Source organism: Streptomyces sp. NPDC036815 (assembly GCF_055609205.1).
Genome location: NZ_JBVJPW010000029.1, coordinates 17,041 through 41,768, shown reverse-complemented (window position 1 = coordinate 41,768; position 24,728 = coordinate 17,041). Strand labels below are relative to the sequence as shown.

At 72.3% G+C, this 24,728-nt stretch carries 20 protein-coding genes and 1 riboswitch; of the genes, 16 read left to right on the top strand and 4 right to left on the bottom strand.

Annotation, left to right across the window (positions count from 1 at the left end; genetic code table 11):
- Positions 1-435 precede the first annotated feature (435 nt).
- Positions 436-1,224, top strand: coding sequence for an ABC transporter ATP-binding protein (locus tag ACZ69I_RS35985; RefSeq protein ID WP_470836712.1), 789 nt, complete (start codon positions 436-438; stop codon positions 1,222-1,224).
- Positions 1,221-3,803 (top strand): ABC transporter permease, encoded by a 2,583-nt coding sequence (locus ACZ69I_RS35980; RefSeq protein ID WP_470836710.1) that lies wholly within the window; start codon positions 1,221-1,223, stop codon positions 3,801-3,803. Before ACZ69I_RS35985 ends, ACZ69I_RS35980 begins: the two co-directional genes overlap by 4 nt.
- Before the next feature lie 107 nt (positions 3,804-3,910).
- Here the strand turns inward: ACZ69I_RS35980 and ACZ69I_RS35975 are convergent, their stop codons facing one another.
- The 3 genes from ACZ69I_RS35975 to ACZ69I_RS35965 all read right to left on the bottom strand — a co-directional run bounded on the left by ACZ69I_RS35975 (position 3,911) and on the right by ACZ69I_RS35965 (position 6,403).
- Positions 3,911-5,389 carry a DUF2079 domain-containing protein gene (locus ACZ69I_RS35975; RefSeq protein ID WP_470836708.1) on the bottom strand — a complete coding sequence of 493 codons (1,479 nt, stop codon included), beginning with the start codon at positions 5,387-5,389 and terminating at the stop codon, positions 3,911-3,913.
- A gap of 101 nt (positions 5,390-5,490) precedes the next feature.
- Positions 5,491-5,907, bottom strand: coding sequence for a hypothetical protein (locus ACZ69I_RS35970; RefSeq protein ID WP_470836707.1), 417 nt, complete (start codon positions 5,905-5,907; stop codon positions 5,491-5,493).
- Positions 5,900-6,403 carry a SigE family RNA polymerase sigma factor gene (locus tag ACZ69I_RS35965; protein ID WP_467672235.1) on the bottom strand — a complete coding sequence of 168 codons (504 nt, stop codon included), beginning with the start codon at positions 6,401-6,403 and terminating at the stop codon, positions 5,900-5,902. The genes ACZ69I_RS35970 and ACZ69I_RS35965 overlap by 8 nt, the downstream gene beginning before the upstream one ends.
- 313 nt (positions 6,404-6,716) lie before the next feature.
- Here ACZ69I_RS35965 and mfd point away from each other — a divergent pair, with 313 nt between their 5' ends.
- Positions 6,717-10,271, top strand: coding sequence for a transcription-repair coupling factor (gene mfd, locus ACZ69I_RS35960; protein ID WP_470836705.1), 3,555 nt, complete (start codon positions 6,717-6,719; stop codon positions 10,269-10,271).
- Between the two features lie 15 nt (positions 10,272-10,286).
- Here the strand turns inward: mfd and ACZ69I_RS35955 are convergent, their stop codons facing one another.
- Positions 10,287-10,709, bottom strand: a complete 423-nt coding sequence (locus ACZ69I_RS35955; RefSeq protein ID WP_470836704.1) for a nuclear transport factor 2 family protein — start codon at positions 10,707-10,709, stop codon at positions 10,287-10,289.
- Between the two features lie 168 nt (positions 10,710-10,877).
- Between ACZ69I_RS35955 and ACZ69I_RS35950 the strand changes: the two genes are divergently transcribed.
- From ACZ69I_RS35950 to ACZ69I_RS35890, 13 genes are all read left to right on the top strand, one after another.
- Positions 10,878-11,579 (top strand): MOSC domain-containing protein, encoded by a 702-nt coding sequence (locus ACZ69I_RS35950; RefSeq protein ID WP_467672229.1) that lies wholly within the window; start codon positions 10,878-10,880, stop codon positions 11,577-11,579.
- Entirely contained in the window at positions 11,576-12,304 is a 729-nt protein-coding gene (locus tag ACZ69I_RS35945; RefSeq protein WP_467672227.1) for an HNH endonuclease family protein, read from the top strand. The genes ACZ69I_RS35950 and ACZ69I_RS35945 overlap by 4 nt, the downstream gene beginning before the upstream one ends.
- 187 nt (positions 12,305-12,491) lie before the next feature.
- On the top strand, positions 12,492-13,241 hold the full coding sequence (locus tag ACZ69I_RS35940; RefSeq protein ID WP_470836703.1) for an N-acetyltransferase: 750 nt from the start codon (positions 12,492-12,494) through the stop codon (positions 13,239-13,241).
- 219 nt (positions 13,242-13,460) lie between these two features.
- On the top strand, positions 13,461-14,129 hold the full coding sequence (locus ACZ69I_RS35935) for a SurA N-terminal domain-containing protein (RefSeq protein WP_470836702.1): 669 nt from the start codon (positions 13,461-13,463) through the stop codon (positions 14,127-14,129).
- 64 nt (positions 14,130-14,193) lie between these two features.
- Positions 14,194-15,213 carry a nucleoside triphosphate pyrophosphohydrolase gene (locus tag ACZ69I_RS35930; RefSeq protein WP_470836700.1) on the top strand — a complete coding sequence of 340 codons (1,020 nt, stop codon included), beginning with the start codon at positions 14,194-14,196 and terminating at the stop codon, positions 15,211-15,213.
- Positions 15,214-15,255: 42 nt separating this feature from the next.
- Complete coding sequence (locus tag ACZ69I_RS35925; RefSeq protein WP_470836699.1) at positions 15,256-17,259, top strand: sel1 repeat family protein; 2,004 nt, start codon at positions 15,256-15,258, stop codon at positions 17,257-17,259.
- Positions 17,260-17,314: 55 nt separating this feature from the next.
- Complete coding sequence (locus ACZ69I_RS35920) at positions 17,315-18,637, top strand: cytochrome P450 family protein (RefSeq protein ID WP_470836698.1); 1,323 nt, start codon at positions 17,315-17,317, stop codon at positions 18,635-18,637.
- A gap of 139 nt (positions 18,638-18,776) precedes the next feature.
- Entirely contained in the window at positions 18,777-19,844 is a 1,068-nt protein-coding gene (locus ACZ69I_RS35915; protein WP_470836696.1) for a LysM peptidoglycan-binding domain-containing protein, read from the top strand.
- Positions 19,845-20,038: 194 nt separating this feature from the next.
- Positions 20,039-20,240, top strand: a riboswitch (cyclic di-AMP (ydaO/yuaA leader).
- A 3-nt stretch (positions 20,241-20,243) separates the two neighbouring features.
- Entirely contained in the window at positions 20,244-20,960 is a 717-nt protein-coding gene (locus ACZ69I_RS35910; protein ID WP_467672213.1) for a transglycosylase family protein, read from the top strand.
- Positions 20,961-21,280: 320 nt separating this feature from the next.
- Entirely contained in the window at positions 21,281-22,567 is a 1,287-nt protein-coding gene (gene eno, locus ACZ69I_RS35905) for a phosphopyruvate hydratase (protein WP_389717798.1), read from the top strand.
- A gap of 135 nt (positions 22,568-22,702) precedes the next feature.
- Positions 22,703-23,182: an FtsB family cell division protein gene (locus tag ACZ69I_RS35900; protein ID WP_467672210.1), complete on the top strand. Its 480-nt coding sequence runs from the start codon at positions 22,703-22,705 to the stop codon at positions 23,180-23,182.
- A gap of 23 nt (positions 23,183-23,205) precedes the next feature.
- Complete coding sequence (locus tag ACZ69I_RS35895) at positions 23,206-23,739, top strand: DUF501 domain-containing protein (protein WP_470836693.1); 534 nt, start codon at positions 23,206-23,208, stop codon at positions 23,737-23,739.
- Entirely contained in the window at positions 23,736-24,719 is a 984-nt protein-coding gene (locus ACZ69I_RS35890) for a Ppx/GppA phosphatase family protein (protein ID WP_470836691.1), read from the top strand. Before ACZ69I_RS35895 ends, ACZ69I_RS35890 begins: the two co-directional genes overlap by 4 nt.
- The last annotated feature ends 9 nt before the right edge of the window (positions 24,720-24,728 follow it).

Genomic DNA, 24,728 nt, shown 5'->3' with positions numbered 1-24,728 from the left:
CCGCGTATCGCGTCCTGGGTACCCACGGAACTTCCTTCCCCCTGCAACTGGTTGCTGCGGGTCACCTTCTCACCCGGGGGAGCCCCAGGGCAGGTGGACGACCGGGTGGAGACAACCCCGAGCCGGGCTCCACCGGCGGGTGGAGATCCCCTAGGGGAACCTCCGTACAACGGACTGGGGAGCGGTCGTCCCGCCGGAGGATGAGGCGGGCCGGGACGTTCCTTAGATTTGCTTTACGAGCCGGGCACGGGGGAGCCGGCTCGGACGACCCGCCCCGCCGGAACGGAGAACCACACCGGCGAGGGTGGGGTTTTCCCCCGCACAAGACTGCGCTGAGCACCAGCGCGCCGGGGCCTGTCCTCGCACCAGACTGAAGCGCGAGAGCGCGCCGCGTACCGACTCGGCTCGCCGGATGACCGACATAGGAGACTTACCGTGACAACGGCTGTGACAACACCCAGGCACGGGGGCACTGGAGGGCGCACGGCCGTGGCGGCGCGGGCGCGCCAGGTCGTGAAGGCGTACGGCTCCGGGGAGACCCGCGTCGTCGCGCTCGACCACATCGACGTGGACATCGCCCGCGGCCAGTTCACCGCGATCATGGGCCCCTCGGGCTCCGGCAAGTCCACGCTGATGCACTGCCTCGCGGGCCTCGACACCGTCAGCAGCGGGCAGATCCACCTCGACGAGACCGAGATCACCGGCCTCAAGGACAAGAAGCTGACGAAGCTGCGCCGGGACCGGATCGGCTTCATCTTCCAGGCGTTCAACCTGCTGCCGACCCTGAACGCCATCGAGAACATCACGCTCCCGATGGACATAGCGGGCCGCAAGCCCGACCGGGCCTGGCTCGACCAGGTCGTGGAGACCGTGGGCCTGGCGGGGCGCCTCAAGCACCGCCCGACCGAGCTCTCCGGCGGTCAGCAGCAGCGCGTCGCCGTGGCCCGCGCGCTCGCCTCGCGGCCCGAGATCATCTTCGGCGACGAGCCGACCGGAAACCTCGACTCCCGCGCCGGGGCTGAGGTGTTGGGCTTCCTGCGCCGCTCGGTGACCGAGCTCGGCCAGACCATCGTGATGGTGACGCACGACCCGGTGGCCGCCTCGTACGCGGACCGCGTCCTGTACCTCGCCGACGGCCGGATCGTCGACGAGATGCACCACCCGACCGCCGACCAGGTCCTCGACCGAATGAAGTCCTTCGACGCCCGGGGCCGTACGTCATGACCGTCCTCAAGACATCGATGCGCAACTTCTTCGCGCACAAGGGGCGCATGGCGCTCTCCGCAGTGGCCGTCGTCCTGTCGGTGGCGTTCGTCTGCGGCACGCTCGTCTTCTCCGACACCATGAGCACCACCTTCGACAAGCTCTTCGCGGCCACCTCCGCCGATGTGACGGTCACCCCCAAGTCCGCCGAGGACGCGGGGGACACCCCGCGCAGCGGCAGGCCCGAGTCGCTGCCCGCCTCCGTCGTGGAGCAGGCGAAGAAGGCCGAGGGCGTCAAGTCCGCCGAGGGCGCCGTCAGCAGCCAGAGCGTCACCGTCGTCGACGCGAAGAACAAGAACATGGGCCCCACCAGCGGCGGCCCGACGATCGCCGGCAACTGGACGCACAACGACCTGCGGTCGATGGACATCACCTCCGGCCACGCCCCGCGCGGGCCCACCGACGTGATGGTCGACGCCGACACCGCGGACAAGCACCACCTGAAGATCGGTGACGAGCTCCGCACCATCGCCGCGAGCGGCGACCACACCGCGAGGATCTCCGGCATCGCCACCTTCAAGGTGACCAACCCCGGCGCCGCGATCTTCTACTTCGACACCGCGACCTCGCAGCGCGAACTCCTGGGCTCCACAGGGCGGTTCACGCACATCAACCTGACGGCGGCCGAGGGCGTCAGCGACACCCGGCTGAAGGCCGACGTCACGACGGCCCTGCACAAGGGCGCGTACGACGTCAGGACGCAGAAGGAGACCGCGGACGAGAACCGCGAGTCCGTCGGCAGCTTCCTCGACATCATGAAGTACGCGATGCTCGGCTTCGCCGGGATCGCCTTCCTCGTCGGCATCTTCCTCATCATCAACACCTTCTCGATGCTGGTCGCCCAGCGCACCCGCGAGATCGGCCTGATGCGCGCCATCGGCTCCAGCCGCAAGCAGGTCAACCGCTCCGTGCTCGTCGAGGCGCTGCTGCTCGGCGTGTTCGGCTCGGTCCTCGGCGTCGGCGCGGGCATCGGTCTCGCCGTCGGCCTGATGAAGCTGATGGCCGGCGTCGGCATGGAGCTCTCCACCGGCGACCTCACCGTCAGCTGGACGACCCCCGTGGTCGGCATGGTCCTCGGCATCGTCGTCACCGTCCTCGCCGCCTACCTCCCCGCACGGCGGGCCGGCAAGGTCTCGCCGATGGCCGCACTGCGCGACGCGGGCACTCCGGCCGACGGCCGGGCGAGCGCGCTGCGCGCCGTCCTCGGCCTGGTCCTGACCGGCGCGGGCGGTGCCGCCCTCTACGCCGCGTCGCAGGCCGACAAGGCGTCGCAGGGCTCGCTCCTCCTCGGCGTCGGCGTCGTCCTCACCCTCATCGGCTTCGTCGTCGTCGGCCCGGTCCTCGCCTCCGGCGTGGTCCGCGTCATCAGCGCGGTGCTGCTGCGGGCGTTCGGCCCGGTCGGCCGGATGGCCGAGCGCAACGCCCTGCGCAACCCGCGCCGCACCGGCGCCACGGGCGCGGCCCTGATGATCGGCCTCGCGCTGGTCGCCTGCCTCTCCGTCGTCGGCTCCTCGATGGTCGCATCGGCCACCGACGAGCTCGACAAGTCCGTCGGCGCGGACTTCATCGTCCAGCCCACCCAGCCCGGCATCTCGTTCACCGCGAAGGCCGAGAAGTCGCTGGAGCGCGCCGAGCACATCGGCCACATCACCCGCCTGAAGCAGATCGACGCGGACCTGACCACGCCCGCGGGCAAGAAGGTGGACGGCGTCGGTCTGAGCGCCGCCGACCCGACGTACGCCACGGACCTGCGCCGTGAGACGGTCTCCGGCGAACTGCCCGCCGCGTACGGGAAGAACGCGATGTCGGTCGGCGACGAGTTCGCGAAGAAGCACGGCCTGAAGGTCGGCGACGAGCTGACGATCGCCTTCGAGCACGGCAGGACCGCGAAGCTGACGCTCGCCGCGATCACCTCCGACGACACCAGCTTCGACAAGGGCGCGATGTACCTCAACATCACCACGATGGAGAAGTACGTCCCCGCGGACCGGCTCCCGCAGAACGACATGATGTTCGCGACGGCCGCCAAGGGCCAGGAGGATGCCGCGTACGCCTCCCTGAAGAAGTCCCTGGACGCGTACCCGCAGTACAAGGTGATGGACCAGACCGACTTCAAGCAGACGCTGAAGGACCAGGTCGGACAGCTCCTGAACATGGTCTACGGCCTGCTCGGCCTCGCCATCATCGTCGCCGTCCTCGGCGTGGTGAACACCCTGGCCCTCTCGGTGGTGGAGCGCACCCGGGAGATCGGCCTGATGCGGGCCATCGGCCTCTCGCGCCGCCAGCTGCGCCGCATGATCCGCATGGAGTCGGTGGTCATCGCCCTCTTCGGCGCGCTGCTCGGGCTCGGCCTCGGGATGGGCTGGGGAGCGACCGCGCAGAAGCTCCTGGCCCTGGAGGGCCTGAAGGTCCTGGAGATCCCGTGGCCGACGATCATCGCGGTCTTCGTCGGGTCGGCGTTCGTGGGCCTGTTCGCGGCGCTGGTCCCGGCCTTCCGGGCGGGCCGCATGAACGTACTCAACGCCATCGCCACCGAGTAGCCACCGCCACGGGGGAGCGGGGGAAACGGCCCCGGCGGGCGCGCGGAGCGCCTGCCGGGGCCGACCGCTGTCCGGGCCCCGCGCGTGGCCCGCCCCGTCGGAGCCCGTCAGTCCCTGCGCAGCAGCACGTATCCGTAGGCGGTGTCCTCCAGGACGTAACGGGCGCCCGGGTGCAGCTTGTTCGCGTACCCGACCGGGTCCTTCGTCCAGCCGTCCCGGACGTCGAGGGCGACGTAGGCGGGGACGACCGGGCGGGCCGCGCCCGTCCAGAACACCCGGGCCCGGGAGGTCAGCCTGCTGATCGGCCCGATGTTCGCCTCCACCGTGGCACCGTCGGGGACGCGCTCCAGCATCCGCTCCACGGCGGTGACCTGCTTGCTCTTCTCGTACGTCGCCGACTCCGTGAGGCCCGCGAGCGGCAGCGACGTGGTGAGGGCGAGCGCGGCGACGGCGACGAGGGCCGGGAGCCGCTGCGCGTACCGGCGCAGCCACGGCCTGCCGCTGCGGCGCGCGGAGTCGGCGGCGTCGACGAGGGCGAGCAGGACGACCGGCATCAGGACGGCGCTGTAGTGCCAGTCCGTGCCCCAGTAGTGGTCGTCGGCGGAGACGAAGCGCCAGCCGAGGGTGGGGAGCGCGACCAGGAGCAGCGGCGAGCGCAGGGCGAGCAGCCCGGTGGTGGGCAGGAGCAGCCAGAGCAGCGTGCGCAGTTTGGTCCCCGAGCCGTCGAACACCCCGGCGGCGCCGCCCGCGTCCCCGACCTTGTCCCAGTAGTCGTACCCGCCGACCGAGTTGAAGGCGGGGATGACGAGGGTGAGGGTGACCAGGGTGGCGACCGCGCCGAAGGCGGCGACCCCGAGGGCGTAGGGGAAGGCCTTCGGTTCGGTGCGGCGGCACCGGATCGCCACCACCGCGGCGATGGCCGCGAGGGTCAGCCCCAGGTCCTCCTTGACGAGGACGAGGGGCAGCGCCCAGATGAGGGCGGCCCGCCAGCGCCGGACGAGGATCGCCTCCAGGGAGAAGGCGATCAGCGGCACGGCGAAGCAGATCTCGTGGAAGTCGAAGTCGACGGCGCGCTGGATGCCCCACGACAGTCCGTACGCGACCCCTACGGCGAGCCCCGACGTCCGCCCCAGGAGCCGGGTCGCGGCGCGCGTGACGGGCACGACGGAGACGGCGATCAGCAGCGCCTGCGCGACGAGCAGCGTGAACGGTGAGGGGAAGACCCGGTAGAACGGCGCGAGGAGGGCGGTGACGGGGCTGAAGTGGTCGCCGAGGATGTTCGCCCCCGGCCCCTTGAGGTCGGCGACCGGGGCCTGGAGGTGGGCGTACGCGCGCACGGCCTGCTCGAAGATCCCGAGGTCCCAGGAGCGGCTCTCCAGGCGCCGGTAGCGGCAGATGGACACCACGGCGTAGGCGACGGCCAGCGCGGCCGCGAGGAGGAGGGGCGCGCGGTCCCAGAGGGTGGCCCCGGCACCGGCGCGCGGGTCGGGCGCGGGAGCGGGCGCGCCGTCCGCCGCCCGGTCCCGCGCCGGTATGAGCTCGTCGGCACGCTCCGGGGCGGTGGCGTCGGTCTTGGCTCCTGGCATGGGGTGGCTTTCTGGTGGGAGGGCGGACGGGCGGCGAGAATCTGCGGGCTTGTACGAGGATCTGCGGACCCCTACGAGGATCTGCCGACCTCTACGAGGATCTACGGAGAGGGGGACGGGCTGTTCGTCGGGGGCGCCGATGTGGAGGGCACCGTGGTCGAGGGTGATCCGGTCGGCGGCGGTGACCGGTGCCCGGACGGCGACCGGTGGCCGGACGGTGACCCGTCGGTGCGCGCGGAGGACTCCGGGAGGGAGGCCGGTCCCGTGGGGCTCGGCGGCACCGCGGGGCCCACCGGCGCCCCGCCCTTGCCCACGTGCAGCGCGGCGAGGGCCGCGCCGCCGGAGACCAGGCAGACGGCGAGCGCCGCGGCCGCCGCGTACGTCCGGCGCCTGCGGCGGGCGCCGCGCGCGGCCACCTGCCCGGACGACACCGGCGAGGCGAGCAGGCCGCCCGACTCCGCGGCCCGCTTGAGCGCGACGGCGAGGCTGTCGTCGGCCGGGGACGGGGACTCAGTCACGGTGCTCCTCCGAGGTGGGCGCGTCGTCGAGGTGCGGCGCGAGCGCCGCCCTGGCACGGGACAGATGGGACTTCACGGTCCCGGCCGCGATCCCGGTCTCCGCGGCGACCTGCTGCACGGACAGGTCGCACACGTAGTGCAGAACGGCCACCCGGCGCTGCCGCTCGGAGAGCCTGCGCAGCGCGGCGACCAGCGCGACGGTGCCCGGCTCGGGCGCGGGCACGGTGTCCGCGCGCTCCCCGTGATGCAACCGCCAGGCGTCCGCGGCCCGCCCGTGCCGCCGCCACCTGCTGACGGCGAGCCGCCAGGCGACGGTCCTGACCCACGCCTCGGGCCCGGCGTCGCGTTCGAGCCGGGACCGGCGGGACCAGGCCCGGACGAAGGCCTCCTGCACCACGTCCTGCGCCTCGTGGAGGTCGCCCGTCATCAGATACACCTGCCCGACCAGCGGTCTCACGGAGTGCGCGTAGAACGCCTCGAACTCCTCGTCGGTCAAGGGGGCTCCTGATACGTGCGGCGTGTGCGGTGCGGCCGGGGCTTTCGAAAGCAGTACGCCTGGGGCACACGTCCGGTTTACACGGCGCGCCGAGAATTTCCGGACAGGCGGTTTCCGGACATTGTGCGGGAGGTGCGCGCGGCCACGGTGCGGGTGCGCGGGCGGCCCGGCCCTCCGACCCGTCGCGACCCGGCGCCCGGCCGGGCCGCGCCGATCGGCCCGGAGTCGTACGCTGGAGACCCCCGGCCCGTGTGACGTGCCGGGCGGTTCGCGTTGCCCCACCCACTCCGGTTATCTGGACGGAAAGCCTTCAATGAGCCTGCACGGTCTGCTCGACGCTGTCGTCAAGGACTCGGCACTCGCCGAAGCGGCCAAGGCCGCGACCGACGGTCACCGCATGCACGTCGACCTGGTCGGCCCGCCCGCGGCCCGGCCCTTCGCGGTGGCGGCGCTGGCCCGCGAGTCCGGCCGCACCGTCCTCGCCGTGACGGCCACCGGCCGGGAGGCCGAGGATCTGGCCGCCGCGCTGCGCACCATCCTGCCGCCGGATGGCATCGCGGAGTACCCCTCGTGGGAGACGCTCCCGCACGAGCGGCTCTCGCCCCGCTCCGACACGGTCGGCCGCCGCCTCGCGGTGCTGCGCCGCCTCGCCCACCCCCGTACGGACGACCCGGAGACCGGCCCGGTCTCGGTGATCGTCGCGCCGGTCCGCTCGGTGCTCCAGCCGCAGGTCAAGGGGTTGGGCGAGCTGGAGCCCGTGGCGCTGCGCAGCGGGCAGACCACCGACCTGAACGAGATCGTCGAGGCGCTCGCGGCAGCGGCGTACGCCCGCGTCGAGCTGGTCGAGAAGCGCGGCGAGTTCGCCGTACGGGGTGGCATCCTCGACGTCTTCCCGCCCACCGAGGAGCACCCGCTGCGCGTGGAGTTCTGGGGCGACGACGTCGAGGAGATCCGGTACTTCAAGGTCGCAGACCAGCGCTCCCTCGAAGTCGCCGAGCACGGCCTGTGGGCGCCGCCCTGCCGTGAGCTGCTGCTCACCGACGACGTGCGCGAGAGGGCCGCGGCGCTCGCCGAGCTCCACCCGGAGCTGGGCGAGCTGCTCGGGAAGATCGCCGAGGGCATCGCGGTCGAGGGCATGGAGTCGCTCGCCCCGGTCCTCGTGGACGACATGGAGCTGCTGCTCGACGTCCTGCCGGAGGGCTCCATGGCCGTGGTCTGCGACCCGGAGCGGGCGCGCACGCGCGCGGCCGACCTGGTGGCGACCTCGCAGGAGTTCCTGCAGGCCAGCTGGGCGGCGACGGCGGGCGGCGGCGACGCCCCGATCGACGTGGGCGCGGCCTCGCTGTGGGGCATCGCGGACGTCCGGGACCACGCCCGCGACCTCGGCATGATGTGGTGGTCGGTGAGCCCCTTCGCCGCCGACGAGGCCCTGACACATGACGCTGACGCGTCGGGGGACGACCACACGCTCAAGCTCGGCATGCACGCCCCGGAGACGTACCGGGGCGACACCGCGAAAGCCCTCGCGGACACCAAGGGCTGGCTCGCCGACGGCTGGCGTACCGTCTACGTCACCGAGGGCCACGGCCCCGCCGCCCGCACCGTGGAGGTCCTCGGCGGCGAGGGCATCGCGGCCCGTCTGGACGGCGACCTCGGCGAGTTGACGCCCTCCGTCGTGCACGTCTCCTGCGGCTCCATCGACTACGGCTTCATCGACCCGGCCCTGAAGCTCGCCGTCCTCACCGAGACCGACCTGTCGGGCCAGAAGGCGGCCGGCAAGGACGGCCAGCGCATGCCCGCGCGCCGCAGGAAGACGATCGACCCGCTGACCCTGGAGGCCGGCGACTACATCGTCCACGAGCAGCACGGCGTCGGCCGCTACATCGAGATGGTGCAGCGCACCGTCCAGGGCGCCACCCGCGAGTACCTCGTCGTGGAGTACGCCCCGGCCAAGCGCGGCCAGCCCGGCGACCGGCTCTACATCCCCACCGACCAGCTGGAGCAGATCACCAAGTACGTCGGCGGCGAGGCCCCGACCCTGCACCGCCTGGGCGGCGCGGACTGGACGAAGACGAAGGCGCGGGCGAAGAAGGCGGTCAAGGAGATCGCCGCCGACCTCATCAAGCTGTACTCGGCGCGCATGGCGGCTCCAGGCCACGCCTTCGGCCCCGACACGCCCTGGCAGCGCGAGCTGGAGGACGCCTTCCCGTATGTGGAGACGCCCGACCAGCTGACCACGATCGCCGAGGTCAAGGAGGACATGGAGAAGACGGTCCCGATGGACCGCCTGATCTGCGGCGACGTCGGCTACGGCAAGACGGAGATCGCGGTCCGCGCGGCGTTCAAGGCGGTGCAGGACGGCAAGCAGGTCGCGGTCCTCGTCCCCACGACGCTCCTGGTGCAGCAGCACTTCGGCACCTTCTCCGAGCGGTACTCGCAGTTCCCGGTCAGCGTGAAGGCGCTCAGCCGCTTCCAGACGGAGACGGAGTCCAAGGCCACCCTGGAAGGCCTGCGCGAGGGCTCCGTGGACATCGTCATCGGCACGCACCGCCTCTTCTCCTCCGAGACCAGGTTCAAGGACCTGGGCCTGGTCATCGTCGACGAGGAGCAGCGCTTCGGCGTCGAGCACAAGGAGCAGCTGAAGAAGCTCCGCGCCAACGTCGACGTCCTGACGATGTCGGCCACCCCCATTCCCCGTACGCTCGAAATGGCCGTCACCGGCATCCGCGAGATGTCGACGATCACCACCCCGCCCGAGGAGCGCCACCCCGTCCTCACCTTCGTCGGGCCGTACGAGGAGAAGCAGATCGGCGCGGCCGTGCGCCGCGAACTCCTGCGCGAGGGCCAGGTCTTCTACATCCACAACCGGGTGGAGTCCATCGACCGCGCGGCGGCCCGGCTCCGGGACATCGTCCCCGAGGCCCGCATCGCCACCGCCCACGGCCAGATGTCCGAACAGGCCCTGGAGCAGGTCGTGGTGGACTTCTGGGAGAAGAAGTTCGACGTGCTCGTCTCCACGACGATCGTCGAGTCCGGCATCGACATCTCCAACGCCAACACCCTGATCGTGGAGCGCGGCGACAACTTCGGCCTGTCCCAGCTCCACCAGCTGCGCGGCCGTGTCGGCCGTGGCCGCGAGCGCGGCTACGCGTACTTCCTCTACCCCCCGGAGAAGCCCCTCACCGAGACCGCCCACGAGCGCCTCGCCACCATCGCCCAGCACACGGAGATGGGCGCGGGCATGTACGTGGCGATGAAGGACCTGGAGATCCGCGGCGCCGGAAACCTGCTCGGCGGCGAGCAGTCCGGCCACATCGCGGGCGTCGGCTTCGACCTCTACGTCCGCATGGTCGGCGAGGCGGTGGCCGACTACCGGGCGTCCCTGGAGGGCGGGGTGGAGGAGGAGCCGCCACTGGAGGTCAAGATCGAGCTCCCGGTCGACGCCCACGTCCCGCACGACTACGCGCCCGGCGAGCGCCTGCGCCTGCAGGCCTACCGCGCCATCGCCTCCGCCACCACGGAGGAGGACGTCAAGGCCGTCCGCGAGGAACTCACCGACCGCTACGGCAAGCTGCCCGAGCCGGTCGAGAACCTCCTCCTGGTCGCGGGCCTGCGGATGCTCGCCCGGGCCTGCGAGGTCGGCGAGATCGTCCTGCAGGGCAACAACATCCGCTTCGCGCCGGTGGACCTGCGCGAGTCGCAGGAGCTCAGGCTGAAGCGGCTCTACCCGGGAACGGTCATCAAGGCGGCCGCGCACCAGGTCCTCGTGCCGCGCCCGAAGACCGCGAAGGTCGGCGGCAAGCCGCTGGTCGGGCGCGAACTGCTGGGCTGGGTCGGGGAGTTCCTGGCGTCGATCCTGGGCTCGTAGGGTGCTGAGTCCGGATCAGTCCGTGGGCGTGCAGGCCGCCGCTATCGACAGGCTGTTCTCGTAGAGGTGGTGCCGGGTGATCCGGCCGTCCTCGACGGTGAGGCGCAGCGCGAAGGGGCCCTCGAAGGTCTTGCCGGTGGCGCGCACCCGGCCCGAGAGGTGCCCCGTCAGGACGGCGTCGGCGCCGTCGACCAGAAAGGCGTCGACACGGGCGCGGGCGTCCTCGGCGACCGTGTACCGCGCCAACTCCGCGGACTGGGCGGCGCATTCGGCGCCGGTGGAGCGGGGGCGGATCCACGGCACGGCGGGGTTCTCGGCGAGCAGCCAGTCGACGTCGTCGGCGAAGATCTCCGCCATCCGGCGGGTGTCCCCGGCCAGTCGGGCGGCGAGGAACTCTTCCACGACGGCGCGGGTCCGTGCGGCGGTGTCGGTGGTCATGGGGTTCTCCTCGGTCCGGTGCGGGCTGGTGCGGTCGATGGGCCCGATCCTGCCCGGGGGCGGTGAGCGGGTCGATTACCGCGGAGGTAAGGGAGCGCGTCGCGGGGGCGCGGGAGCCGGGCCGCTACCGTGGGCCGCGAGAGTCCGCCCAGGGGAGGGGAGAGCGCCGTGTCGCTCAAGGTCGTGGGTCTGTACCGGTTTCCGGTGAAATCGATGCTGGGCGAGGCGCACGAGCGGCTCGCCTTCGGGCCGCGCGGCGCCGTCGGGGACCGGGAGTGGGCCCTGCGCCACGCCGACGGCAAGCTGGGCAGCGGCAAGAACCACGCCCGCTTCCGCCGCGTCCCCGGGCTCCTGGAGCACTACGCCACGTACGACGAGGACGGGCTGCCCGTCGTCACCGCGCCGGACGGCGCCACGCTGCGGCCCGGCGACCCGCGGATCCCCGAGCGCTTCGGCGCCGGCGTCGAGCTGGTCAGGGAGGGCGGGACGAGCCACAAGGACGTCTCCGCCGTCTCCGTCATCGGCACCGCCTCGCTCCGCGCGCTCGGCGACCTGCTCGGTGACGCGGACCCCGTCGACGTACGGCGGCTGCGCAAGAACATCGTCGTGGAGACCGACGAGCCGTGGATCGAGGAGGACTGGGTGGGCAGGGAGATCGTCATCGGCGGCGGGGAGGCGGGCGCGCTGCGGCTGCGCGGCCTGAAGCGCGTCAAGCGCTGTGTCATGGTCACCCAGGCCCAGCCCGGCCTGCCCACCGACAACCGAGTCCTCAAGACCCTCACCGCCGTCCGCGGCATGTGCATCGGGCTCCACACGGACATGGTGGCGCCCGCGCCCGTCGTCCTCGGCGACACGCTGGTCGTCCGGTGAACCGGCGTACGGTTTCCGCCCTGCTCGCCCTGGTCGCCGTCCCCGCGCTGGTCACCGGCTGCGAGCTCGGCTCCGACGACCCGGCGGGCGAGAAGGGCGCGGGTGGGCCCGCGGCGGGCGCGGGCTCCGCGCTGGCCGCCGTCGACACGCTGACCGTCAAGGGCCGTGCCCCGAAGACCGGTTACGACCGCGGCAGGTTCGGCACCCCCTGGGCCGACACCGACTCCAACCGCTGCCCGACCCGGGACGACATCCTCAAGCGCGACCTGACGGACGTCCGGTACCAGGGCGGCGCGTGCCGGGTGGCGTCCGGGAGGCTCGCGCCCGACCCGTACACGGGCAAGGACGTGACGTTCCGGCGCGGCAGCAGCCAGGTCGACATCGACCACCTCGTGGCCCTCTCGGACGCCTGGCAGAAGGGAGCGTTCCGGTGGGAGCCGGGCAAGCGCATCGCCTTCGCCAACGACCCGCTCAACCTCCTCGCGGTCGACGCGGGCACCAACCGCGGCAAGAGCGACGGCGACACGGCGACCTGGCTCCCCCCGAACAAGGCGTACCGCTGCGCGTACGTGGCGGGTCAGGTCGCGGTGAAGAAGAAGTACGGGGTATGGGTGACCGGCGCGGAACGCGACGCGATGAAAAAGGTCCTGACCACCTGCCCCAACGAGCCCCTCCCCAAGGGCCAGACCCCCACCGAGGCCCCACCCCGCTTCCACGCCCGCTGAGGAGGCCCGAAGGGCCCCCAGGGGCGCGGGGAACGGCGCGCCCAGCCCCCGCGACGCCGCAGAAGACAACGCACCGCGGGGGCCCCGAAGGGGCCAGTCCAGGGGCGCGTGGAACGGCGCGCTCAGCCCCCGCGACGCCGCAGAAAATGAACACCGCCCACCCCGCGGGACGCGTACCGTTCGGCACATGACCCTGAAGATCACCACCCTCGCGGACCGCCCCGAGCTCACCCTCCCGCTCTGGCACCTCGCAGAGGACTGGCCGGAGTTCATCCGCCACGACCCCGTCGGCTGGTCACTGATAGGCCGGATCGTCGCGGAACTCCCCGAGTACGTCCTGGTCGCCACCGACGAGGCCGCCGGCGGCAAGGTCGTGGCCCGCGCCTTCAGCGTGCCGTTCGCGCTGCGCGACCGCGAGGACGGCGCCCTGCCCGACGGCGGCTGGGACCAGGTCCTCCTGTGGGCCTTCTCCGACCTGCGGCACGGCAAGGAGACGGACACGGTCAGCGCCATCGAGATAACCGTCGACAAGTCGGCGCGGGGCACGGGCCTCTCCGGCCGGATGCTCGCGGCCATGCGGGACAACGCGCGCGCCCACGGCTTCACCGAGGTCGTCGCGCCCGTACGTCCCAACGCCAAGCACCTCGAACCGGCCACGTCCATCGACGAGTACGCCTACCGCACCCGCGAGGACGGCCTGCCGCACGACCCGTGGCTGCGGGTGCACGTACGGGCGGGCGGTGTCGTGGAGAAGATCGCGCACGCCTCCATGACGGTGTCAGGATCGGTCGCGCAGTGGCGCGAATGGACCGGACTGCCGTTCGACGAGGAGGGCCCGGTCGAGGTGCCGGGCGCGCTGGTGCCGGTGCACTGCGAACCGGCGCGCGGCTACGGGGTGTACGTCGAGCCGAACGTATGGGTGCGGCACACGGTGTGAGGAGTGCCCCCACCTGAGGGGCGCCGCCACCCGATGAGTGCCCCAACTCCCGGGAAATCGTTGGTCGAATAGGTGTCGAATGGCTGGCCGACAGGTCGGCCACTGCCTACCATCGATCACCGCAAGACTTTGTGCGCCCGCCCGTCGCCCGACCACCACCCCTGGTGGAGGCGCTTGCGCGCCACAGTGATTTGCACAATCTCCAAACGGGAGGCCCCCTTGCACCGCCGTCGTCGTCGCACCACGCTCACCCTCACCGCGGCCGTGATCGCCGCGGCCCCCCTCCTGACCGCCTGCGGCAGCAAGGCCCACCCAGGTGCCGCGGCCGTCGTCGGCGGCGACCGCATCACGGTCGCGCAGCTGGAGGGCCGGGTGAACGAGGTGCGCGAGGCGCAGCGTGCCGCCGTCCCGGACGACGCGCAGTACTCGCAGGCCATCGCGAAGTCCGGCGGCCTCACCCGCAGCACGCTGCACACGATGGTCCTCGACAGGGTCCTGCACCGCGCGGCCACCGACGCCGGGGTGAACGTCACGCGCCGCGACATCCAGACGATGCGGACCGGCCTCGAACAGCAGGCCGGTGGCCGCAAGGCCCTGGAGCAGGGCTGGCTGCAGCAGTACAGCGTCGCCCCCGACCGCCTCGACGACAGCCTGCGCACGGAGATCGAGGCGCAGAAGCTCGCCCGCGAGCTGGGCGCGGACATGAACTCCCCGCAGGGCCAGGCCGTCTTCTGGAAGGCCCTCTCCGGCGCCTCGAAGAAGCTCGACATCGACCTGAACCCGCGCTACGGCACCTGGGACGTCGAGAAGAACAAGCGCACGGACACCAGGACGCCGTGGCTGCGCGAGGTCACCGACGCCGGGGCGCCGCAGGAGCGGCGCGCGTAGCGGACGCGAGATGTAGGGCAGAAGGGGCCGGGGCGCTGTCGGCGGACTGGGTTACGTTCGACAGGTGAACGACTTCGAGACGACGCCCCCGGCCGACGCCCCCGATGCCCCCGACACGCCCGTCGGCCGCGTCATCCTGCTGACCACCAGCCACCGCGTCGCGCCCGGCCTGCTGTCCTGGCCCGCCTGGCAGGCGCTGCACGGGGCCGACGAGGTGCTGTGCGCCGACGCGGACCACCCCCAGCTGCCGTATCTGCGCGAGGCGGGCGTGCGCGTGCGGGAGGCGGTGCCCACCGCCGAGGAGCTGGTGGACGCCTGCGCCGGCGGCCGCACGGTCCTCGTCGTGGCCACCGCCGAGGGCGACCGCGCCCTCACCGACGGCCTGGCCCGGCTCGCGGGGTCGGGCCGTGTCACCATGCCGGACCTGGAGCTGCTGCCCGCCTCGTACGACCTGCCGGGCGCCCGGCTGCTCGACGTGGTCCAGGTGATGGACAGGATCCGCGCCGTGTGCCCGTGGTCCTCGCAGCAGACGCACAAGGGCCTGGCGAAGTACGCCATCGAGGAGGCGTACGAACTGGTCGAGGCGATCGAGGAGGGCGACCGGACCGAGCTGCGCGAGGAGCTCGGTGACGTCCTGCTCCAGGTCGTCTTCCACGCGCGGATCGCCGAGGAGGGCGGCCCCGGTGAGGACGACGAGCCCTTCTCCGTCGACGACGTCGCGGGCGGCCTCGTCGAGAAGCTCATCCACCGCCACCCGCACGTCTTCGGCGACGACACGGCGCTGACCCCGGAGGACGTCAAGGCGCACTGGCTGCGCACGAAGGCGGAGGAGAAGCGGCGCACCTCGGTCACCGAGGGCATCCCGCTCGGCCAGCCCGGCCTGGCGCTGGCCGCGAAGCTGGCATCGCGCGTGCGCACGGCGGGACTTGAGGTCGACGTGCCCACCGGGGACGGCGTCGGATACGAGCTGCTCGCCCTGGCTCTGCGGGCCGAGTCCGAGGGCGTCGACCCGGAGGCCGCCCTCCGCGCGGCCGCCCGCGCCTACCGGGACGCGGTGCGGGCGGCGGAGGGGGCGGGCGCTTAGTACGGTTGCCCTCTCAGGCGGTTCGAGGGCGTGGGGGCTTGTGTGGCAGAGGAGTTGGAGGTGCTGGCCGCCCAGGCGGCCGACGTCCTCGTGGCGGCGATGCGGGGGGACGAGGATCGCTGGCGGACGGCCCGGGACGCGTTCGTGATGTTCTTCCGGCACTCGCGTGTCGTGGGGGTGGACACCGACCTCGACGTGGACCGGATGCGCGCGACGAGGCGGACCGCGGCCCCGGCACGGCTGGGGGAGGTCTGGGCCGAGGTACTGCTCCACTGCCTGCGGAGCGGCGGGCGGACGCGGGAGGGCCGCCTCCGGCTCGTCGTGGACTCCCTCGAACTCGACTCCGGCCGTGCCGCGCCACCGGCGGCCGACGCCGAGCCCGGCACGGCCGAGACCGACGCCACCGAGCACTTCGAGATCGACTATGCGCCCCCCGCCTGGTACACCGCTCAGACCACGAGCGCGGAGGACCCCGCCGCACCGGCCGAACCGGCCGCGCGGAACTCCGTCACCGGCGGTACGCAGAGCGCCGTCGTGCAGGCCGCTTCCATCCACTCCCTCACCGTCAACACACCACCCCCGCCCCCGTCTCCACACCCCGCCCCCGCCGACAACTGGCCCCGCGTAGACCAGCTGCGCCGCCTCGGCCTCGGCGTGCGCCCCACCCGCCGCTTCCCCGGCGCGAAGGCCCTGCCCCCGTACGTCATCAGGGACTGCGACGACGAGCTGTCCGTCCTCCTGCGGCAGGCCGCGCACCACGGCGGCCTCGTCATCGTCACGGGCGCGCCCCTGTCCGGAAAGACCTCGACGGCGTGGGCGGCGCTGCGGGGGAGCGTGCCGGAGGACTCCCGGGTCTTCGTCGCGGGCGGCGGTACGGACCTGCGCGACCTGCCCGACCAGCTCCGGGGCCGCGACACCACGGGCACCCACGTCGTGTGGCTCGACGACCTCGACGGCCACCTCGCCGAACCCGGCACCCCCGGCGTCCTCGCCCGGCTCACCCACGACCGCGTCCTGGTCCTGGCGACGATGCGGGACGAGGCGTACGACAGACACCGCTTCGGGCACCACCCGGGCGCCCGCGTGCTGAGCGTCGCGCAGACCGTCGAGGTCGCCGCCGAGTGGAGCGAAACGGAACTGGCGCGGCTCGCGACGGTCGACGACCCGCGCTTCACGGACGCCGTCCGGTGGCGCGGGGACCTGGGCATCACGGAGTTCCTCGCGCTCGGCCCCGACCTGTGGGAGGAGTGGCGCAGGGCGCGCCGCGCGGGCGGGCGGCTGCTCGGACACCTCCTGGTGCGCGCCGCGATCGACCTCGCGCGGTGCGGGCTCACCCGCGGCGTCACGCCCGAGCTGCTGAGGCAGATCAGGGAGGAGTACGAGCCGGTGGCGGCCGACACGGCCGGGGAGCCCTTCGAGGAGGCGCTCGCCTGGGCCACCGCGCCCCGGCACGGCGTGACGGGTCTGCTCGTACCGGGGGAGTGGCCCGGCACGTGGCGGGCGTACGGCTCCCTGGTCGCGGACGCGGCCCGCACGGAACCGGCGGTCCCGGACCGCGTGTGGATCCGCGCGATCGAGGACCTGGCCCCGCACGACGGGGACGAGCTGAACGGCCTGGTGGCCGCCTTTCGGCTGGCCTTCACGCCCCGCGCCGCGAGCGGGGACTCCCGGGCCATGATGTGGCTCGGCCTCCTCGCCCAGGACACGGGGGACACGGAGGTCGCCGAGGACTGGTTCCGCAAGGCCGCGGACCGGGGGAACGCCCGCGCCGCGGGCCACCTCGGCCACCTCCTGGCCATCCGCGTCGCGTACACGGAAGCGGTCCCCCACCTGACGGTCGCCGCCGACGCGGGCGAGGCCGGGGCGGCGGCGCTGCTCGGCCAGGTCCACCAGCACCTCGCCGTCCACTACTTCCGCATCGCCGAGGCCGAGGGCGACGCCTCCGCCACCCGGCGCCTCAAGGGCCTGCTCCGCCCGACCGGCAAGGAACCCGGCCGGGACCCGATCCGGGACGCGGGCCTGGACTCCAGCATGGACCCCGGTTGAGTACGGGCCCCGGTCAGGTCCGTACGGCGCTCGCCCTGGGGATACCGTCGACGGCATGCACGACCAGCCGCCCGCGACCTGCCCCGCAGGAGCCACCTCCGCCCCCGGGACGCCCCCGCCCCCGCAGCCGGAACTCTTCACCTGGGAGTTCGCCACCGACCCCTACCCGGCGTACGCCTGGCTGCGCGAGAACTCCCCCGTGCACCGCACCACCCTGCCCAGCGGCGTGGAGGCCTGGCTCGTCACCCGGTACGCGGACGCGCGGCAGGCCCTCGCGGACCAGCGGCTCAGCAAGAACCCGGCCCACCACGACGAGCCCGCCCACGCCAAGGGCAAGACCGGCATCCCCGGCGAGCGCAAGGCCGAGCTGATGACGCATCTGCTCAACATCGACCCGCCGGACCACACCCGCCTGCGCCGGCTCGTCGCGAAGGCGTTCACACCGCGCCGGGTGGCCGAGTTCGCGCCGCGCGTGCAGGAGTTGACGGACTCCCTCATCGACACGCTCGCCGACAAGCACGGCGGGGCGGAGGGCGCGGCCGACCTCATCCACGAGTTCGCCTTCCCGCTCCCCATCTACGCCATCTGCGACCTGCTCGGCGTCCCCCGCGAGGACCAGGACGACTTCCGCGACTGGGCGGGCATGATGATCCGCCACGGGGGCGGGCCGCGGGGCGGTGTGGCCCGGTCGGTGAAGAAGATGCGCGGCTACCTCGCCGAGCTCATCCACCGAAAGCGCCTCGATCCGGGCGACGACCTCATCTCCGGCCTCATCAAGGCCTCCGACCACGGCGAGCACCTCACCGAGAACGAGGCGGCCGCCATGGCCTTCATCCTTCTCTTCGCCGGCTTCGAGACCACCGTCAACCTCATCGGCAACGGCCTGTACGCGCTGCTCACCCACCCCGAACAGCGCGAGCGGCTGCAGCGGGCGCTGGCCGAGGGCGACACCGGGCTCCTGGAGACCGGCGTCGAGGAACTCCTCCGCTTCGACGGGCCCGTCGAGCTCGCCACCTGGCGGTTCGCGACCGAGGCGGTCCGCGTCGGCGGGCAGGACATCGCCGCGGGAGACCCCGTCCTCGTCGTGCTCGCCGCCGCCGACCGCGACCCGGCCCGCTTCGACTCGCCCGACACCCTGGACCTTTCCCGCCGCGACAACCAGCACCTCGGATACGGGCACGGAATCCACTACTGCCTCGGTGCTCCGCTCGCCAGGCTGGAGGGGCAGACCGCCCTCGCGACGCTGCTCAGACGCCTCCCCGACCTGCAACTCGCGTCGGATCCCGCCGATTTGCGGTGGCGTGGCGGGCTGATCATGCGGGGACTGCGCACGCTGCCGGTGAAGTTCACAAACGCACAGCCGCCGACCCGGGGCTGACGGGCCGTCACGACTGTGATGTTCACGTGATCTCCGCTGCACCGACTTGTGACAAGCGTTCGACTGCGGCTACGTTCACGACGACTTGGGCGCCCCCGGGCGCCCCAGCCGTCGCTGCAGTCTCCTGAAAGGCAACCGCATGCTCTCCGGTCAAGGTCGTCACCGACGCCCCCGCCAGGCCCCGGCTCTCATCGTCGCGGCAGGCGTCACCGGATCAGCCATCGCCATCCCGCTGCTCGCCGCCACCAGCGCGAGCGCCGCCTCCACCGACACGTGGGACAAGCTCGCCCAGTGCGAGAGCGGCGGCGCGTGGAGCGCGAACCCCGGCAACGGTTATTACGGAGGGCTCCAGCTCTCCCAGGACACCTGGGAGAGCCACGGCGGCCTCGACTACGCGCCGAGCGCCGACCAGGCCTCCAAGTCCCAGCAGATCTCCGTCGCCGAGAAGGTCCTTGGCGACCGGGGCACCGCCGCCTGGCCGAGCTGCGCGCCGATCGCCGGGCTCACCGACGGCGGCGCCGCGGCCGACGTGGACCCGGGCGCGCCCGTCACCGGGGAGCCGTCCGACCCGTCGGGCCGGACCGGCGCCGACGGGCCCGAGGGTGCCAAGGACTCCGGCTCCGCCGATGACTCCGGCAGCTCCGACGGCAAGGACAAGGGCAAGGACAAGGGCGCGGAGAAGGGTGAGTCGTCCGCCGACCCGGCCGACTCCGCCGATCCCTCCGACGACCCGTCCGCGGACCCGGAGAAGCCCTCCGGTGACGCGGGCGACGCGCGAGACAAGAATCACGACGAGTCCGGCGAAAAGGGCGACAAGGGTCACAAGGGCGAGGCGGACGGCGCCGATGACGCGTCCGGCACGGGCAAGTCCGGGGAGAAGGACGGCACTTCGCCGGACGCCGAGGACGCGACGGCCCCCTCCGAGGGTTCGGGCTCCTCCGCGGGGCGCCACCGGGGCGACCGCGCGGACGAGAGCGAGGGTGCGGGCGGGCGTCCCGGACGGCACGCCTCGCGCGGCGAGGAGCGCACCGGAGCGGTCGCCGACGGGACGTACACGGTGCGCTCCGGGGACAACCTCTCGGTCATCGCGGACGACCTCGACGTCGAGGGCGGCTGGCACGAGCTCTACACCGAGAACAAGAAGACCGTCGGCGGCGACCCGGACCTCATTCTCCCCGGTCAGAGCCTCGATCTGGGCGAAAAGTAACGGTAGTTGACGAAGAGTCGGACGGGGCCTTCGCGTCGTATGTCCGCTTTGGCGCGAGTGAGACATGGGTCTCAGAAGCCCTGATCGTCTTTGAAATTGTGTGGAAGACGTGATTACCGTCGTCACCGCTCGCCATTGGTGGGCCCCGCCGGTCGGTACGCCGAATCCTGCCAACGGCCGGACGGGAACAGTCGTCGCTTCGAGCGCCGTAGGCAGGAGCGGGGGACCCAAGGTTTGCGCCGGGTCCGTCCGTTGAGGGGACGCACAGCCGTAGGGCTGGGCGCCGCGAGACGGACGGGAACGGCTAGGGGTGAAGCCGCGCTCTGTGAGCGCGGCCGGGCAACCACATCGGCCCGAACCCGACAGCTCACCTCGCAGGCGTCGGTGAGGGGATCACTCATGCTGTTTTCCAGCAAGGGCAAGCACCGTCGTCCGTCCAAGGCCACCCGTGTCGCCACGCTCGCCGGCGTCACCGGTGTCGCGGTCGCTGCCCCGCTGATGGCCGCCGGTTCGGCCTCCGCCGCCACCGACTCCGAGTGGGACCGCGTCGCCCAGTGCGAGGCCGGCGGCAACTGGTCGATCAACACCGGCAACGGCTACCAGGGCGGCCTGCAGTTCTCGCCGTCCACCTGGGCCGCGTACGGCGGCACCAAGTACGCGCCCTCCGCCGACAAGGCGACCAAGGCCCAGCAGATCGAGATCGGCGAGAAGGTCCTCGCGGGTCAGGGCAAGGGTGCCTGGCCGAGCTGTGGCGTCGGCCTCTCGGGCGCCTCGAACAACAGCGGCGGCGGCTCGCAGCAGCAGGCCCCGCAGCAGCAGGAGTCCAAGCCCCAGCCGCAGCAGACGCAGCAGCAGGCCGCTCCGAAGCAGCAGCAGGCCGCCCCGAAGCCGCAGCCCGCGCCGCAGACCGAGAGCAAGAAGACCGTCGAGACCCCGACCGGCAAGACGGTCAAGAAGGGCGACGGCGAGTACAAGGTCAAGACGGGCGACACCCTGTCCAAGATCGCCCAGGCGGAGCACGTCAAGGGCGGCTGGCACAAGGTGTACAAGCTCAACGGTGACATCATCGACAACGCCGACATGATCTACCCGGGCCAGCAGCTGCACCTGAGCTGACCCGCCCGGTCACGGCCGTGCCTCGGCGGACGCACGGCCGTACCCCCGTCCCCACGGGCTCCCCGCCCCGGTGCGCGTATCCCCCGTACGCACCGGGGCGGGGCCATGTCCGCCCCTGCCCGGGCCGCCCGGCTTGTTCGCTACTAGCGAGTAGAAACGCGGTCCATCGTCCTGTTTCCAGGGGATTTGGCCTCTTGTTCGTCCCACGGGACGGGCGGTCGGCTGGCTGAAGCCCCGGAGCCGGTTAGGCTCGGGAGACGCAGGGCCGAAACGGTCCGCGTCATTGCGTATACGCGTCACACTCCCAGAAGGAGATGCTCGTGCCGTCCATCGACGTCGTCGTAGCCCGGGAAATCCTGGACTCCCGAGGCAACCCCACGGTCGAGGTCGAGGTCGGCCTCGACGACGGCAGCACCGGTCGTGCCGCCGTTCCGTCCGGTGCCTCCACCGGTGCCTTCGAGGCCATCGAACTCCGTGACGGTGACCCCAACCGTTACCAGGGCAAGGGCGTCGAGAAGGCCGTCCTCGCCGTCATCGAGCAGATCGGCCCGGAGCTCGTCGGCTACGACGCCACCGAGCAGCGCCTGATCGACCAGGCCATGTTCGACCTGGACGCCACCGACAACAAGGGCTCGCTCGGCGCCAACGCCATCCTCGGCGTCTCGCTCGCCGTCGCGCACGCCGCCTCCGAGGCCAGCGACCTGCCGCTGTTCCGCTACCTCGGCGGCCCGAACGCGCATCTGCTGCCCGTCCCGATGATGAACATCCTGAACGGCGGGTCGCACGCCGACTCGAACGTCGACATCCAGGAATTCATGATCGCCCCGATCGGCGCGGAGTCCTTCTCCGAGGCCCTGCGCTGGGGCACCGAGGTCTACCACACCCTCAAGAAGGTGCTGAAGGAGAAGGGCCTCTCCACCGGCCTCGGCGACGAGGGCGGCTTCGCCCCGAACCTGGACTCCAACCGCGCCGCGCTCGACCTCATCCTTGAGGCCATCAAGCAGGCCGGTTACGTCCCCGGCGAGCAGGTCGCGCTCGCGCTCGACGTCGCCGCGTCCGAGTTCTACAAGGACGGCAGCTACGAGTTCGAGGGCAAGTCCCGCTCGGCCGCCGAGATGACCGAGTACTACGCGGAGCTCGTCGCCTCCTACCCGCTGGTCTCCATCGAGGACCCGCTGTTCGAGGACGACTGGGCCGGCTGGAACACCATCACCGAGAAGCTCGGCGACAAGGTGCAGCTCGTCGGCGACGACCTGTTCGTCACCAACCCCGAGCGCCTGGCCCGCGGCATCGAGGAGAACTCGGCCAACGCCCTGCTCGTCAAGGTCAACCAGATCGGTTCGCTGACCGAGACCCTGGACGCCGTCGAGATGGCCCAGCGCAGCGGCTTCAAGTGCATGATGTCGCACCGCTCCGGCGAGACCGAGGACGTCACCATCGCCGACCTCGCCGTCGCCACCAACTGCGGCCAGATCAAGACCGGCGCCCCGGCCCGCTCCGAGCGCGTCGCCAAGTACAACCAGCTGCTGCGCATCGAGGAGATCCTCGACGACGCCGCGGTCTACGCCGGGCGCAGCGCGTTCCCGCGCTTCCGCTCCGCCGAGTAGCGGACCCGGCGCAGCAGCCGAAGCACGGCCCGAGCAGCGCTCGACGCCACGTAGTTACCTACGTCCCCGCACCCGGTCCCGTACCGTGTGCGGGGACGTAGGTACGTTGAGGCGCTGCTCTGGGGAGACGGAACCATGGCCAAGGCCGGGACCAAGGACCGGTTCTCCACCGCGACCCGCCTGCGGCTGCTCGGCGAGCAGACCGCCGAGCGCGTCTACCGCTCCCAGACCAAGAGGCAGGCCCGCCGCTCCCGGCTCACCGGCCGCGCGGCCCTCCTCGCGCTCGTGCTCTGCTCGCTGGTCGTCGCGCTCGCGTACCCGATGCGGCAGTACGTCTCGCAGCGCGCCGAGATCGACGACCTGCGCCGGCAGCAGGCCGAGCACCAGGCGGACGTCGAGAAGCTCCGCGACGAGAAGGCCCGCTGGCAGGACGACGCGTACGCGGAGCAGCGCATCCGGGACCGCCTGCACTACGTGATGCCCGGCGAGACCGGCTTCACGGTGATCGACCCCGCGGCGGCCAGGAGCCGGCGCACGGACCAGGGGGCGGCCTCGCGCCCCTGGTACTCGAACGTCTGGGACGGCGTCGACAAGGCCGACCGCCCCGACGACTGACCCACGGACATGGAAAGACAGGCATGCACACGCCTCCGCCGACCACCTCGCGCACCGAGCCGACCGACGCCGACGTCGAGGCCTTCAAGCAGCAGCTCGGCCGCCCGCCGCGCGGCCTGCGGGCCATCGCGCACCGCTGCCCCTGCGGCCAGCCGGACGTCGTCGAGACGGCGCCGCGCCTCCCGGACGGTACGCCGTTCCCCACGACGTACTACCTGACGTGCCCGCGGGCCGCGTCCGCGATCGGCACCCTCGAAGCCAACGGCGTGATGAGGGAGATGTCGGAGCGGCTGCGGACGGACCCCGAACTGGCCGCCGCCTACCGCAAGGCGCACGAGGACTACATCGCGCGCCGTGACGCCATCGAGGTCCTGGAGGGCTTCCCGAGCGCGGGCGGCATGCCGGACCGCGTGAAGTGCCTGCACGTCCTGGTCGGCCACTCGCTGGCCGCGGGCCCCGGCGTGAACCCGCTGGGCGACGAGGCCATCGCGATGCTTCCCGAGTGGTGGGCCAAGGGCCCCTGCGTCACGCCGTGCGCCGCCGAGGAGAGCGAGTGACCCGCGTCGCCGCCATCGACTGCGGCACCAACTCGATCCGCCTGCTCGTCGCGGACGCCGACCCCGTCACGGGCGAACTGGTTGACCTGGACCGGCGGATGACGATCGTCCGGCTGGGCCAGGACGTCGACCGGACGGGCCGCCTCGCCCCCGACGCCCTGGAGCGCACCTTCGCGGCGTGCCGCGAGTACGCCGCCGTCATCAAGGAGCACGGCGCCGAGCGCGTCCGCTTCGTCGCCACCTCCGCGTCCCGCGACGCGGAGAACCGCGACGCGTTCGTCAGCGGCGTCCTGGACATCCTCGGCGTCGAGCCGGAGGTCATCAGCGGCGACCAGGAGGCGGAGTTCTCCTTCACCGGCGCGACCAAGGAGCTGACGGGGCGGGACGACCTCGCCACGCCCTACCTGGTCGTGGACATCGGCGGCGGCTCCACCGAGTTCGTGGTCGGCACCGACGAGGTGCAGGCGGCCCGCTCGGTCGACGTCGGCTGCGTGCGCATGACCGAGCGCCATCTCGTACGCGACGGGGTCGTCACCGACCCGCCGGAGTCGGGACAGCTCGACGCCATCCGCGCCGACATCGAGGCGGCGCTCGACCTCGCCGAGCGGACGGTCCCGCTCAAGGAGGCCCGCACGCTCGTGGGCCTGGCGGGCTCGGTGACCACCGTCGCCGCGATCGCCCTGGGTCTCGACACGTACGACTGGCGGGCGATCCACCACTCCCGGATTCCCTACGAGCAGGTCAGCGCCATCGTGGAGCGGCTGATCCGCGCCACGCACGACGAGCGCGCAGCGATCCCGGTGATGCACGCGGGCCGTGTCGACGTCATTGCGTCGGGCGCCCTCGTGCTGCTCGCGATCATGGACAGGGTGGGCGCCCGCGAGGTCGTCGTCTCGGAGCACGACATCCTCGACGGCATCGCGTACAAGGTGGCGCAGGAGATCGAGGACCAGGCGCAGGCCGCCCCCGACCTCTCCTGAAGCCTGAGC

What these genes read in the sequence shown, in the direction of transcription:
- ACZ69I_RS35980 (WP_470836710.1), top strand. Translation starts at nt 1,221, where the DNA reads ATGACCGTCCTCAAGACATCGATGCGCAACTTCTTCGCGCACAAGGGG.
- ACZ69I_RS35975 (WP_470836708.1), bottom strand. Translation starts at nt 5,389, where the DNA reads ATGCCAGGAGCCAAGACCGACGCCACCGCCCCGGAGCGTGCCGACGAG.
- mfd (WP_470836705.1), top strand. Translation starts at nt 6,717, where the DNA reads ATGAGCCTGCACGGTCTGCTCGACGCTGTCGTCAAGGACTCGGCACTC.
- ACZ69I_RS35955 (WP_470836704.1), bottom strand. Translation starts at nt 10,709, where the DNA reads ATGACCACCGACACCGCCGCACGGACCCGCGCCGTCGTGGAAGAGTTC.
- ACZ69I_RS35940 (WP_470836703.1), top strand. Translation starts at nt 12,492, where the DNA reads ATGACCCTGAAGATCACCACCCTCGCGGACCGCCCCGAGCTCACCCTC.
- ACZ69I_RS35920 (WP_470836698.1), top strand. Translation starts at nt 17,315, where the DNA reads ATGCACGACCAGCCGCCCGCGACCTGCCCCGCAGGAGCCACCTCCGCC.
- ACZ69I_RS35915 (WP_470836696.1), top strand. Translation starts at nt 18,777, where the DNA reads ATGCTCTCCGGTCAAGGTCGTCACCGACGCCCCCGCCAGGCCCCGGCT.
- ACZ69I_RS35910 (WP_467672213.1), top strand. Translation starts at nt 20,244, where the DNA reads ATGCTGTTTTCCAGCAAGGGCAAGCACCGTCGTCCGTCCAAGGCCACC.
- ACZ69I_RS35900 (WP_467672210.1), top strand. Translation starts at nt 22,703, where the DNA reads ATGGCCAAGGCCGGGACCAAGGACCGGTTCTCCACCGCGACCCGCCTG.
- ACZ69I_RS35895 (WP_470836693.1), top strand. Translation starts at nt 23,206, where the DNA reads ATGCACACGCCTCCGCCGACCACCTCGCGCACCGAGCCGACCGACGCC.